The sequence below is a fragment of the Limnobaculum zhutongyuii genome, from assembly GCF_004295645.1.
Classification (GTDB): domain Bacteria; phylum Pseudomonadota; class Gammaproteobacteria; order Enterobacterales; family Enterobacteriaceae; genus Limnobaculum; species Limnobaculum zhutongyuii.
In genome coordinates this window covers 2,675,363-2,691,373 of the sequence record NZ_CP034752.1, presented here as the reverse complement: position 1 = coordinate 2,691,373, position 16,011 = coordinate 2,675,363, and the positions used below count along the sequence as shown (strand labels likewise).

Genomic DNA, 16,011 nt, shown 5'->3' with positions numbered 1-16,011 from the left:
TCAATATAATTTATTGAATAAATTGACTGTTTTTTATTTTCATTATCTTGTTTAATTAATTCCATAGTTATCAATGCAAAAGTTTTTCAGACAAGTAATTAAAAAATAAAAAAAGCTTAATTTTGTGTGTGGATATTTCATTTCTGAAGAACTGAACAATACTTGTAGATATAAATCAGAATAGTGGAATATTATGGTATGGCGCCGTTATTTATAAATAAAGAGAATGGGCATCCTGAATATAGGCTTTCTCCGTTAGTGGTTAGTTTATATAGAGCTTTTCCATTATTGGTTATGGGGCTCATTTCTAACGGTGTTAATGCATCTTGTGGTGCAACAGGCGGCTCGGTAACGACGCCAGAAACGGGTAACTGCACTATCAGTACCGATGGAAGTACTTTAACGCTGGACAGCAGTTTTACTGGTTTACTAACGTATACCGGCAATAACACTGGATTAGTGATCAACTCTGGCGGTAGTTATGTTTATTCTGGTTTAACGTTTAGTGGTATTCAGACAACAGCTCCTACTAATACCAGTTGGTCATTAACTAATGCAGGAAATGCCTCGGTTCCTCCTGGTATAGGTTCTGCAGATTTGATTGGACTAAGAGTCAGTGGAAACTATCTAATTACTAATAATGGGATACTGACTAATACTTCGACAAGTGGTTCAGCCAATACCATTGAAAGTAGCGTTAATAATACTAACTTAATACTGAATAATGCAGGTTCTATTACTTCTATCAATAGTGAAACGCTAAATTTAACGGGAACAAGCACTTATATTATTAATAATAGTGTTGGTGCTACCATTTCTTCCACCAGTGGTATTCCATTAAATATTGCCGGAAATAATACCACTATCGATAATTACGGCACCATATCCACCGGTAATAACTATGCTATCTGGAACAATGCCGGCACTATTAATATTACCAATGAAGCGGGTGGCACCATTAGTTCACTCGCCCGGACCATGCAGTTGTACGGCACTGCCAATATTATCAACTGGGGGTTAATTTCAACGGCGGCAGGCGGTTCTGACTGGGCAATCAACGCTAATGCGGCGATTACCGTGCGTAATGGCGGTACTATTCAAAATACATCAGGTCAGGGGGCGATGTTTTGGTCAGGTACGGCTGATACCCTGATCCTGGAGCCTGGTTCAATTATTACCGGTTTTGTTGATGCTGCTGGTGGTAACGATCTACTGGCTCTAGGGGGGGACACCGGTTCTGACAGTTTTAATCTCTCTCTGATTGGTAACTCAACTCAATATCGCCACTTTGTTCTGTTTGATAAACAGGAAAACAGTAAGTGGACTTTAACTAATACTGGTACACAAAACTGGACGCTAAGCGGCGGTCAGTTGGCTATTGGCAGCGGGGCACAGCTTAACGGTAATATCAAAAACACCACCAATAATGATGTGTCGCTACAGCTCACCGGAACGCTGAATGCCAGCGGCAACGGCACCACGGCAATTCAGTTTGACGGAACAGGGCAGAATTCGTTGATTGTCGATGCCAGTGGGGTTCTTTCAGGTACCAATACCAGTCTGGTAAAGAATAATGGCGGTACCTTAACGGTTACTGGCCAGGGTAGTTATACCGGTCCCGTCAATGTCTCTAACAGCAACGGCATACTCCAGATTGGGGATAATGGGAGCAGCACCGGAGGAAGCATCACCAGTAACATCACGGACAGTGGCACCGTGGTGTTTAACCGTGCAGATAATTATGCCTATACCGGTATTGTCAGCGGGGCGGGTGCATTAGCGCAGTCAGGATCAGGAACCACCACCCTGACAAAAGTTCAGGCCATTACTGGCGCGACCGCCATTAACAATGGCATCTTGCAGGCTGGGATTGCCAATATGATTGCTGGCAGTAGTGGCCTGCAGGTTAATAGCGGTACTTTTGATCTCAATGGATTAAACCAGACGCTGAAGAACCTTAACGGCAGTACCGGTGGTGCAATCACCATGGGTGCCAATAACAGCACAACCCTGACAGTCAATAATACGGCTAATGATATTTACTCAGGAACTATCACCGGTACCGGCTCTCTGCTAAAACAAAATACCGGCAGCTTAACGCTGGCTGGCAATGTCAATCTCACCGGTGATGCCAGCTCAAATATTCAGGTTACTGGCGGCTCTTTATTGATTAATGGCGGAAATACGGTTGAAGATTCCAGCACTCAAATCAGTAATAGCAGCGCCCTGACAGTTAGTGGTGCTGGCTCAACGCTAAAATCACGTGTGGCAACCAGTGTAGGGACTTCAGGAGCAGGAACACTGAATGTCAGCAACGCGGGTACAGTGTTAACCAATACGCTATTGGGTACCGGTTCCGGTCAGGTCAATCTTGACGGCGGGACACTGAAAGCTCTCGCTGGTAATAACACCTTTATCAGTGGTTTTAGTGCAACAGGATTAGCTTTATTGAGCGGCGGAGGTACGGTTGACTCTAATGGTTTCGATATTGCTACTGATAATGCGTTTAGCGGCGTCGGGTTACTGAGCAAAACGGGAGCGGGAACTTTTACGCTGACGGGGACAAGTACCCATACCGGTGGTACTAAAGTATCCGGCGGTGCCTTGCGTTTAACTAATGCTGGTTCAATTGGCAGTTCTGCTGTCATGATTGATTCCGCAGGAACACTGTTTGTTGATTCTCCTTCATCGGGTAATTACCAGTTTAATAACGCCTTAACGGGTAATGGCATATTGTTGGTGTCATTGCTGGATAAAACCAATACCTTCCAGTTTGGTAGCGGAGCAGGAAATCTGTTTACCGGTACTGTTCAACTGGGTAACAGCACATTCACCCTGACGGGGAACAATACTGTTGCGTTAACCGACGCAACATTACAACTCGATACCGGTAGCACCGTTGTTGTTGATAGCGGTACACAAACTATTGGTGGCGTGGTGTTTAACGGCGGGGCGCTACGGTTTGAAAATCTGCCTACCGGAGTGATCAATGCCAATACCCTGACATTGGGAAGCGGTACGGTCGCCGTCAACCCTGACAACATCGTAAGTAGTACCGCTAATATTTTGCAGCAGGATGAAGGGACAAATTTCCGCCTGATTACCGCCGGTAGCGTAACCGGTGATGCATCAGGTTTGACGCTGACAGATTTATCAAATAACGCTATTGCGGACACCGCCAATATACAACAAAGCGGAAATACCGTTGCCATTGGTAGCTATGCCATCTCTCTGGAGAGCGATGCGACAGGGTTATATACCCACTATGCTTTGACCGGATTGCAACTGTTAAGCGGTTTTACTACCACCTTATCCAATGATGCCACCACGCCGAGTGGCGCTGATGAACTGCACGCATTAATCAGCGGTGATGGCGATCTTGCCATTAATGCCGGCACCAGCATTACGTTAAATAATGGTAGTAACAGCTATACCGGAAATACCTATATTGATGGCGGTACGCTGATTCTGGGGGCCGATAATGTATTGGGCGCAGGAAAGAGCCTCTGGTATCGGGCCAATAACACGTCCGTTGATTTGAATGGCAAGACGCATATTGTCTCTATGCTGACTAACGATAACGGTATTACCGGCGCGACGCTCAATATCAACGGAGGCAATTTGACGCTTAAAGGTGAGACGGAGTCGGTGTTTGCCGTTGGTCTGATAGGCAGTAGTGGTTCAGTCACTATAGATAATGGCACCAGGCTTACCCTAACGGGCAATAACACCTACACCGGCGATATGACCATCAACAGCGGTTCCTCTCTGACGATTGACGGAGCCGGAAGTTATGCCGGGGATATCACCGATAATGGCAGCCTGATTTTTACCAACAGCGCTGATTTATCTTATGCTGGTGTTGTTAGCGGCAATGGAGCACTGGAGAAAAACTCGGCTTCAACCATTCTGACTCTGACCGGTGATAATACCTTTACCGGTTCTACATCAATTAATAGTGGTACTTTACAAATTGGTTCTGGCGGTAGCAGCGGCAGCATTATCAGTAATATTATCAATAATGATGCATTGATCTTTAACCGTCTGGACGATATTACCTATTCAGGTGTGTTATCGGGTTCTGGTTCATTAACTAAATTAGGTGCCGGTTCACTGACCTTAAATTCCACTGGCTCTTCTCAGGGAAATGTTGCCGTTAATGCCGGTACGTTAGTTTTTGCACAGGGGGGGATTTTAATGCGGTCAACCTGACCACCGCATCCGGTGCAACCATCACATTGAATGACAATGCAACGTTAAATATTAGCGGAGTCTTCACACAAAGTTCTGGCTCTACGCTCAATGTCACTTTGGGAACAAATGAACCAGTTATCACCGCGAATACAGTAGCACTAGATGGAACATTGAATGTTACGGGTATTGATTCAGCCATTACGCCAACCAGTGCCAGTGAACTGGCCAACAGTACCACTACGATGATTCATACTACCGATGGAATTAGCGGTAATTTCAGCACGATTAATGTCGGTGGTGCTGCCAGTGAATATGACTATCTGACGATCAGTGGTTTTAAGAGCAGCGACGGCAAAGATTACGATATTGGCTATGGACTAACCTGGCTGGCCGAGCCTGCGTTGGGTAATGGTACCTTTACATTAACCAACAGCGATGACCGTTTTGATGTAGATGTAGTGCTGGCAGATCAGACCGGGCCCTTTACCAGCGGCTGGGATGGCAGCAGCCTGACCAAAGAAGGGGATGGCACTTTATTACTTTCCGCCGCGAATACTTATACCGGTACTACTTTAATTCGCGGTGGCACATTACAGACTGGCGTTGAAAATGCATTTATTGCCAGTTCTCTGGTGGATATTGCCAGCGGTGCAACACTGGATTTAAATGATTTTGATCAGCAAGTTAATAACCTGATTGGTAACGGTAACATCAATTTAGGCAGCGCAACGTTGACCCTAAATAATGAATCTTCATCAACGTTTTATGGTGATATCAGTGGTAGTGGTGGCCTGATTAAGATGGGCCAAAATACAATAGGCTTAGCGGGAAATAATAACTATAGCGGTGGCACAGTTATTCAAAACGGAATTCTCTCTTTACTCAACGTTAATGCCGCTGGTAGCGGAGAGATCGTTAATAAGAGTGCATTAAAGTTGCTTATTAGAGATGACCAGACATTTGCTAACGTATTAAGCAGCTTTGGCTTACTGGAGAAATATGATGAAGGAATCGTTACTTTAACCGGGGCAGGTTCCAGTCAGGGTGACGTTCGTATCAATGCGGGTGGGTTGATATTTGCGCAGGGAGATACTTTTAATACCAATAGTTTCTATTTGGGTGATACTGTTAGCCTTTCTGTTATTGATAATACGGCGCTGAACATTACTGGCGATCTGGCCATTAACTATACCAGCACCACTAACCTTGAAGTAGGCAGTACTAATCCGGTGATTAGTGCCGGAACTGCTACGCTGGGCGGTGTATTAAATATTACCGGTATTAATGATGTTATTACTGCTACTAAAGCCAGCGATCTGGCCGCTAACCAAATCACACTGATTCACACAACCAACGGTATAACCGATGACTTCGCCAGTATTGATTTTGGCGGGGCTACCAGTTCAGTAGATTACCTGACGCTTTCTGCCGGAATTGTTAATGGCGTAGATTATAACGTTGGCTTTGGCCTGACCTGGCTGGCTGGGACTTCGTTAGGTGACGGAACATTTACGTTAACCAATGCCAGTGACCTGTTTAATGTAGATGTGGTGCTGGCGGATCAAACCGGGCCCTTTACCAGCGGTTGGAACGGCAGCAACCTGACCAAAGAGGGGGACGGCACACTATTACTTTCCTCGGTGAATACCTATACCGCCGCAACACTGATTCATGGCGGTATACTGCAAACTGGCGTTGAAAATACCTTTGCTGACAGCTCATTTGTTGATATTTCTGCTGGTGCAACGCTGGATCTCAATAATTTCAATCAACAGAGTAATAATCTTACCGGCCAAGGCAACATTAAATTAGGCAGTGCAACATTAACCATAAATACCACTCTGGAGACAATATTTAACGGAAATATCACTGGAACTGGAGGTTTGATTAAATCAGGTACTAATAATCTTGGATTATATGGTGTTAGTGATTATAGCGGTGGAACAACTGTTCAAAATGGCATTCTTTCACTGTCTAATATGAAAGCAGCAGGTAGCGGAGAAATTGCCAACTACAGTACATTAAGTTTAGATACCGAAATCGATGAAACTCTGGCTAACAAATTAATAGGTATTGGCCTTTTCATCAAGGCAGGGGAAGGCATAGTTACTTTGACTGGTGCAGGTTCCAGTCAGGGAGGGATTGATCTTAATGAAGGAGCATTGATCTTTGCTCAAGGCGATACCTTTAACGCCGACTACCTGAGTCTGAATTACAATACTGCATTCAGTGTTACGGCCAACACATCGCTTAACTTGTCAGACAGACTGGCATTAAACGATTTGGCGACAATGAGCATTGAATTAGGCAATGCGAACCCTATTGTTACAGCCAATAAGGCAACTCTGGGTGGTGTGTTAAATATTACCGGCATTGATGATGGCATCACAGTAGCGAATGCCAGCGATTTGGCGGCAACGCAAAAAACTATTATTCATACTCTAAGCAGCCTGACGGGCGATTTTGCCAGCGTTGATTTCGGCGGTGCTGCCAGTTCGGTTGATTACCTGACCCTCAGCGCAGGGGTTAACGGTCTGGATTACAACGTTGGCTTTGGCCTGACCTGGTTGGAGGGAACTGCACAGGGGAATGGCGTCTTTACGCTGGCTGATAGTGATGACAACTTTAATGTTGATGTGGTTCTGGCCGATAGAACTGGCCCTTTTACCAGCGGTTGGGATGGGAAATCCCTGACTAAAGAAGGGTTGGGAACGCTGCAACTCTCCTCGGTAAATACCTATACCGGCAGCACCTTCATTAATCAGGGCACCTTACTGACTGGGGTAGCTAATGCCTTTGCTGCCAGTAGTGATGTCACTATTGCCAGTGGCGCAACGCTGAATCTGAATAGCCTGGCACAGCAGGCCAATAATTTAAGCGGAACCGGTCACATCATTTTGGGAACGGCAACACTAACCGCCAGTAACAGTGTGGATACAATCTTTGGCGGCAATATTGATGGCAGCGGTAGCCTGATTAAACTGGGAACCGGTACGCTTACCCTAAGTGGAACAAATAGCTACAGCGATGGTACCACCATCAATGCTGGTCGATTAAAGGTGACTCAGGGCGAGGCGCTGGGTACGGGTGATATAACCAATAATGCGTCACTTGAGCTGAATTTTGCCAGCGATAGCGTCCTGAATAATGTACTGAACGGTACCGGCGATTTGGTGAAAACCGGTGACGGTAAAGCCACGCTAACGGGAGTGGGTTCCTCACAGAACAATATCGATATCAACGACGGAACCTTAACGCTGGCATTGGGTGATGTATTCTCAGCAGGCGATCTGAATACCGCTGACGGTGCAATCATTGATGTTGATGTGATACTGGCGGATCAAACCGGACCATTTACCAGTAACTGGGACGGAAAAAGCCTGACTAAAGAGGGGCTGGGGCTGCTGCAACTCTCTTCGGTCAATACCTATACTGGCAGCACGCTGATTAATGCAGGGATGTTACGGGCGGGCATTGCTAATGCCTTTACTTCCAGCAGTAATGTGAATATTGCCAGTGACGCCACCTTAGATCTGAACAATCTGGCACAGCAGGCTAACAATCTGACGGGAACCGGCCATATTACGCTAGGCAGTGGCGCCCTGACGGCCAATAACCTGAGTAATACTACCTTCAGTGGTGACATTAGCGGCAGCGGCAGTTTGATTAAAACCGGAACGGGGGTACTTACCCTGAGCGGCCTGAGTAACTATAGCGGTGGCACCGTCATTAATACCGGAACATTAAAAGTGACTCAGGGCGGTGTTACCGGGAGCGGCAGCATCGCGAACAATAGTATTTTTGAGTTGAACTTTGTTGGTAACAGTACGCTGGAAAATGTTCTGACAGGTAATGGTAATCTGGTCAAAACCGGCGCAGGCAATGCAACATTAACCGGCATGGGTTCAGCACAGGGCGCTATCAATGTGGATAGCGGTACCCTGACTCTGGCTCAGGGGGATAGTTTTACCGCAGGTAGCCTGAATACCGCCACCGGCGCTACCACGGCAATAACCAGTGATACCCAGCTTAATATCGGTGGCGCCTTAATCCAAAACGATGGTGCAATTCTGAATGTCGCTTTAGGCACCACACAACCTGTCATTACGGCAAATACCGCAGCACTGGATGGCGCGCTGAATATCAGTGGTTTTACCACCGGTGCACCTGACAGTGCCAGTGAGTTAACCAGTACACAATTTACTATCGTTCATACTACCGGTGGAATTACCGGCGATTTCAGTAGCCTTAGTTTGGGCGGCGCGACCAGTAGTGTGGATTACCTGACATTGACGGGTAAGGTGGTCAATGGTCTTGATTATAATGTGGGTTTTGGTCTGACATGGGAAGCTGGCGATACGCTGGGTAACGGTACTTTTACCCTGAGCAATACTTCAGACAACTTTAATGCTGATGTCGTGCTGGCAGATCAAACTGGCACCTTCACCAGCGGTTGGGATGGTAAGAGCCTGACCAAAGAGGGGCTGGGTACACTACAACTTTCTTCAGTAAATACCTACTCTGGCAGTACCCGAATTAATAATGGTACCTTGCAAACGTGCATCGCCAATGCCTTTGTCTTTAGCAGTGAGATTGCGGTAGGCAGTAATGCGACGCTGGATTTAAATGATTTTAATCAGCAGGCAAATAACCTGAGCGGTGGCGGCAGCATTCTGCTGGGCAGTGCAGTGTTAACGGCTAATAATAGTTTAGATACCACCTTCAGCGGCGTGATTGACGGAACCGGTAGCCTGACTAAAGACGGCACGGGTTCTCTGACTTTAAGCGGTATCAATAGCTATCAGGGCGGTACCACCATCAGCCGGGGAACGCTGACCATTGTTCAGGGAGAGGCGCTGGGTTCGGGTAGCGTCAATAATGGCGATATTCTGGAGTTGAATTTCACCGGCAGTAGCACATTAAGTAATTTACTAAGCGGCAGCGGTTATCTGGTGAAAACCGGTTCCGGTATCGCCATATTAGACGGCCTTGGTTCAACCCAGGGCAATATTGCGGTCAATCAGGGTACATTGGTTTTTGCTCAAAACGGCATATTTAATGCCGACCGTCTGGCAACCGCTGATGGCGCTACCACTTCGCTGACCGGTGCCGCTATTCTGAACCTGACGGGGGCCTTAACTCAAAGCGACAGTTCAACATTAAATATTGCCGTAGGCAGTGGCCAAACGGCAATTAATGCAGATACCGCCACGCTGGGGGGAACGCTTAATGTCACAGGGTTCAATGACAGTGCACCAACCAGCGCCAGTGACCTGTTTAATGTGGATATGGTACTGGCGGATCAAACCGGACCATTTACCAGCGGCTGGGATGGCAAAAGCCTGACTAAACAGGGGCTGGGCACTTTACAGCTCTCCTCAGTAAATACCTACACTGGCAGCACCCTGATTAATGGCGGTACGCTGCAAACGGGAATTGCCAATGCCTTTGCTACCAGCAGTGATATCAGTGTGGCGGGTGGTGCCACATTGGATCTGAATAGCTTTGACCAGCAGGCGAATAACCTGAGCGGTAGCGGCAGCATTCTGTTAGGGAGCGCAGAGTTAACCGCGAATAACAGTGCGAATACCAGCTTTAGCGGCGTGATTAGCGGCGCGGGTAGTCTGAGCAAAACCGGTACCGGTACGCTGACCCTAAGTGGAGTGAACACTTATCAGGGTGGCAGTATCCTCAGCAGTGGAATACTGGTAGCCACGCAGGGCAGTGCTCTGGGAACCGGTGCCGTTGATAATGGCGCAACGCTTGAGCTGAACTTTACTGGCGACAGTACATTAACGAATGTGCTGAGCGGCAGCGGAACGCTGATCAAAACCGGACCCGGTGTTGCTACACTGAGTGGTTCAGGCTCGACGCAGGGGGTGATTAACGTCAATCAGGGCACATTAAACTTTGACCAGAGTGGCGTATTTAACGGCAGCAGCCTGACCACGGCAGATGCTGCCATCACGTCGGTGGCAGCGGATTCATCACTTAATCTAACCGGCGGATTAACACAAAACTCAACGGCGGCGTTGAATGTGGCCGTGGGCAGTGTTCAGCCGGTAATCACGGCAGATACCGCCGCGCTGGACGGCACACTAAATATTACCGGTTTTACTACCGGTGCTCCAACCAGCGCCAGTGCGCTGACCGGTACTGAATTTAATGTTATCCATACCACCGCTGGTATTACGGGTGATTTTTCAACCGTCAATCTGAGCGGAGCGGCCAGCAATGTGGATTACCTGATACTGGCTGGTCGGGTGGTGAATAATATTGACTACAACGTGGGCTTTGGCCTGACCTGGCAGGCAGGTTCTTCACTGGGTAATGGCACCTTTACGCTGGCCAATGCCGATGACCTGTTTAATGTGGATATGGTACTGGTGGATCAGACCGGACCATTTACCAGCGGCTGGAACGGCAACAGCCTGATCAAAGCCGGGTTGGGTACTTTACAGCTCTCCTCGGTGAATACCTACACTGGCAGCACTCTGATTAATGGCGGTACGCTGCAAACGGGTATTGCCAATGCCTTTGCCACCAGCAGCGATATCAGCATCGCTGATAGCGGTACTCTGGCATTAAATGGTTTTGCTCAACAGGCTAATAGCCTGAGTGGAACGGGTCATATCAATCTGGGGAGTGCCGCACTCACGGCGAACAATGTTGCTGATACCACTTTCAGTGGCGATATCAACGGCACCGGTAGTTTGATTAAAACCGGCAGCGGAGTATTGACCCTGAGCGGATTAAATACCTATAGCGGTGGCAGCACCATTAATGCCGGGACATTGAAAGTCACTCAGGGTGGCGCATCAGGAAGCGGAACGATTGCCAATAATAGCCAGTTGTTACTCGACTTTTTGGCTAACAGTACGCTGGCGAACAGTTTGACCGGTAGCGGAACTTTGGTGAAAACGGGCGGAGGCAATGCCACATTGAGTGGTGCAGGTTCCTCTCAGGGCATCGTCAATGTGGATAGCGGAACCTTGACGCTGGCTCAGGGCGATACTTTTATTGCCAGTAGTCTGAACACGGCAACCGGAGCAACCACGGCGATAGCAAATAACACTCGACTGAATATTAGCGGAGCGTTAACCCAAAACGATGGCGCAACCCTTAATGTCGCACTGGGTACTACACCTCCAACCATTACCGCCAATACCGCAGTTCTGGATGGTTCGCTGAATATCAGTGGCTTTACCGAAAATGCGCCGACCAATGCCAGCGAGTTAATCAATACACAATTTACTATTATCCATACCACCGGCGGCATTACCGGTGATTTCAGCACTGTTAGTCTGGGTGGGGCGACTAACAGTGCAGATTATCTGCAACTGGCAAGTCATGTGGTTAATGGTCTGGATTACAACGTTGGTTTTGGACTGACATGGGAGTCCGGCGATACATCGGGCAATGGCACTTTTACGCTGACCAATGTATCAGACAGCTTTAATGTGGATGTGATACTGGCGGATCAAAGTGGCACCTTTGTCAGCGGTTGGGATGGTCACAGCCTGACGAAAGAGGGGCTGGGCACACTACAACTCTCCTCAGTGAATACTTACACCGGCAGCACGCTGATTAATAACGGTAGCTTACAAACCGGAATTGCCAATACCTTTGCCACCAGCAGTGAGGTCAATATTGGTGGTAACGGCACTCTGGCATTAAATGGTTTTGCTCAGCAGGTGAATAACCTGAGCGGAACCGGTCATATCAACCTGGGTAGCGCAGCACTGACCGCCAACAATGTCGCTAATACGACCTTTAGTGGCGATATCAGTGGTACCGGCAGTGTGATTAAAACTGGTGCCGGGGAACTGACACTGAGCGGATTGAGTAGCTATAGCGGTGGCAGCACCGTTAATACCGGCATCTTGAAAGTAACGCAGGGTGGCACGTTGGGAACCGGGACGGTCGGCAACAATAGCGTATTACAACTGGATTTTGCCGGTGACAGCACGCTGACCAACGTATTAAGCGGTAGTGGTAATCTGCTGAAGACGGGCGCAGGCAATGCCATTTTAAACGGCCTGGGTTCTTCTCAGGGAGCCATAAATATCAATGCCGGTACATTAACATTCGCTCAGGGTGATGTTTTTAATGCCAGCAGTCTGACGACGACCAGTGGTAGCACTATCGCGCTGGCAACCGATGCTTCACTTAATTTGAGTGGCGCGTTAACGCAACAAAGCAATGCTACGCTGAGCGTGAGATTAGGTTCTGTTGAACCATTGATTACGGCATCCACAGCCACGTTAAGCGGCATCTTAAAAGTAGAGGGAATTGATACCAGCGGTATTCCTGATAAAGCCTCTGAAATACCGAATGGTCTGTTTACCATTATTCATACCACCGGTGGGATTAGCGGTGATTTTGACAGCGTTGACCTGAACGGTGCCAGCAGCTCCGCCGATTATTTGGTGGTTAATGCGGCGAAGAGCCTGAATAGTAATGATTATAACGTGGGTTTTGGATTGACCTGGCTGGCGGGTGCTGATTTGGGAAATGGCACCTTTACGCTGGTTAATCAGGATGACAGCTTTAATGTTGATATTGCATTGCTGAATAGTGTTGCATCAGCGACCGGTTGGGATGGAAAAAGCCTGACCAAAGAGGGCGTTGGAACCCTGATTCTCTCTGCGACAAACCTCTATACCGGAAATACGCTGATTAATAATGGTCAACTGCGTACGGATATTGCGGATGCTTTCGCAAATAGCTCCAGTGTGGTGGTTGGCAATAATGGCACGCTCAATCTGAATAGTTTTAATCAGCAGGCCAATAATTTATCGGGTAATGGCAAGATCCTGTTAGGGAATGCAGTGTTAACCGCTAACAACAATGTTTCCAGCACTTTTAGCGGAGCGATCAGCGGTTATGGAAGCATAACGAAAACCGGTAGTGAAGCCCTGACCTTGAGTGGAATGAATTTTTACTCGGGTGGCACAACCATTACTCAGGGCCGGCTCATTGGCACACAGGGCAATGCGTTAGGGGTTAATGAAATAGCTAACAACGCTGAACTGGAACTGGCATTTGCCCAAAACAGCATTCTGAATAATCAATTAACCGGAAGCGGTAGCTTAATCAAAAGCGGCAGTGGTATTGCCATACTCACCCATAATAATTCCAGTCAGGGTAATGTTGCTGTTAATCAGGGGGTATTACACCTGACTCAGGAAGGGGGATTTAACGTCATTAATTATGATTCGGCGGTAGGTGCCACCACTTCACTGGCCACCAACGCTACGCTGACCGTCAGTAATCAGTTCAATATTGACGGAGTACTGGATGTGGTTGCTCGCGGTAATCCACCGCTAATCACTGCCGGTACCGCCAATATCGGCAGTGCTGCCGTGATTAATGTGGCGGGTTACAGCGCACCAGAAACCACCACCGCCAGTCAGTTAGCCAATAGCCTGTTTACCATTATTCAAACATCGGCACCGGGAAATATGACCGGGCACTTCGCCAGCGGCACCGCCGGTGGTGCCGTAAGTCCGGTTGATTATCTGTCGATAACATCAATCAATGATGGCTATAAGTTTGATGTTGGTCTGGCATTAAGCTGGTACGCCGCCCATACCGGATTGCCGGCCAAAGCCACCGGTAACTTTACCCTTACCGCTCAAAATGAATACTTTGATTTAGATGCTTTGCTGATGGATGAAGTGGCTAATGCTGCCAGCGGATGGGATGGAATATCGCTGACTAAAGCGGGAGCGGGAACACTGGAACTGTCGAAATCGAATCTCTATACCGGTGCAACGCTGATTAATGGCGGTAGGCTGTTAGCGGGACATACGGACATTATTGCCCAGAGCTCACAGTTAAATGTGGGTGAGGGTGCCACCTTCGATTTGAATAGCTTTGACCAACATGTCAATAACCTGACCGGTTCAGGCCATGTAGTATTGGGTAATGGACAGTTAATTGCCAATAACAGCCTTGATAGTACATTTAGCGGTGATATTGATGGTTTTGGTAGCCTGAGTAAAACCGGCAGCGGCACTCTGACACTCACCAATGACAATACTTTCACCGGCAGCACAACAATTAGTGAAGGCACCTTACAACTTGGCAATGGTGGTACAACCGGCCGGGTGGCCGGAGCCATAATTAATAATGCTCAACTGACCTTTAACCATAGTGATGATTACGCCTACGGCGGTGTTATCAGTGGTAGTGGAGCATTGACGCAGCAAGGTACAGGGCAACTGAGCTTTAACCAAAACCAGACCTATAGCGGTGTCACCAATATCAATGCCGGTAGTCTGGTTCTGATGAATAACGCTTTACTGGCCAATACCCCATCGGTTTCGGTGGCAGAAGGCGCCATATTGGGTGGCTATGGCGGCGTTGGCGGTGATGTGACTAACCATGGTTTGTTGGCGGTAGCGGATGCATTACCGGGTATGGGTGATAGTCCGACCGGCGTGTTTACCGTTGGCGGTCAGTTGGTCAACAGCGGTGAATTACGTATGGCCAGCCCGTTACCCGCCAGTCAACTGGTAGTAAAAGGTAACTATGTGGGTAATAACGGCCTGCTGACCCTGAGTACCGTACTGGGCGGTGATAACTCTGCCACCGATAAGCTGGTGGTTCAGGGAGATACTTCCGGCTCTACCCGTGTGGTGGTAAATAACGCCGGTGGAAATGGTGCCGCCACGGTTAACGGCATTGAAATTATCAGCGTTGGTGGACAATCAAACGGTCAGTTTACGTTGGCGAATCGGGTGGTAGCGGGTGCTTATGAATACAGCCTGAATCAGGGGCTGCCAACTCAGGCTGATGGTAACTGGTATCTGCGTTCCGTCAGTGATGAAGGGGATGACACACCACAGTGGCGGCCGGAGAGCGGTGCCTATTTGGGTAACCAGTCAATGGCGGCACTGATGCAAATTCATACGCTGTTCGACCGTCAGGGGGCTCAATATACCCAGAATAATGGCAGCTCATGGGGGCGGATTATCGGCGGCCATACGGAAAGTAAAGCGGCCAGTGGTCATGTAGGGATGGCGGGTGACTATACGCTGGTGCAGTTTGGTAGCGATATCGCAACTTACCAGCAGGATACTCAACGCCTGCAAGTCGGATTGATGGGCAGTTGGGGAAATGGGGATACGGATGCCACTGGTAACAATGATTTAAATGGGGTACATCATTCTGCCTCCGGCTCGGTTAATGGCTTCAACCTTGGTGCTTATGCCACCTGGTTTGCCAATGCACAACAGAAGAGCGGAGCCTATGTTGATAGCTGGACGCAGTACGGCTGGTATGATAACGATGTGCAGGGTGAAGGTCAGCGTTCTGATAGTTATGATTCCAGTTTGTGGAGTTCATCGCTGGAAGTTGGTTATAGTCTGATACTGAGCCCGCAAAATGAGAAACATTTATTGCGACTGACGCCGCAGGCTCAGGTTATCTATAGTCGATACACTGCTGATACGTTCACCGACTCCAGTAATACCCGGGTAAGCGGCCAGAATAATGAGGCTTACAGCACCCGTTTAGGCGTACGTCTGTCAGACGATATTCTGGATGATGCCTATGCGGTTCAGCCATATGCTGAACTTAACTGGTGGCATCATAATCAGAACTCGTCGGTGACTCTCGACAGTATGCACATTGAAGAAAACGTACCAAAAGATCGCGGCGAATTGAAGCTGGGTATTCAGGGTAACTTTAGTCAAAACTGGCAGGGTTGGATAAATGTGAGCGGCACTGACGATTTTGACCATTATCAGAAGCTGGAAGGCGCGGTTGGTGTGCGTTACGTCTGGTAAATCTCATCAAAGAACAATAAGT

General features: G+C 48.1%; 2 protein-coding genes. Both read left to right on the top strand.

Annotated features, from left to right (window positions below):
• Nucleotides 1–198: 198 nt before the first annotated feature.
• On the top strand, nt 199–4,212 hold the full coding sequence (locus tag EKN56_RS11995; RefSeq protein ID WP_130591997.1) for a beta strand repeat-containing protein: 4,014 nt from the start codon (nt 199–201) through the stop codon (nt 4,210–4,212).
• 26 nt (nt 4,213–4,238) lie between these two features.
• Nucleotides 4,239–15,989, top strand: coding sequence for an autotransporter-associated beta strand repeat-containing protein (locus tag EKN56_RS11990; protein WP_130591996.1), 11,751 nt, complete (start codon nt 4,239–4,241; stop codon nt 15,987–15,989).
• Nucleotides 15,990–16,011 lie beyond the last annotated feature (22 nt).

What these genes read in the sequence shown, in the direction of transcription:
- EKN56_RS11995 (WP_130591997.1), top strand. Translation starts at nt 199, where the DNA reads ATGGCGCCGTTATTTATAAATAAAGAGAATGGGCATCCTGAATATAGG.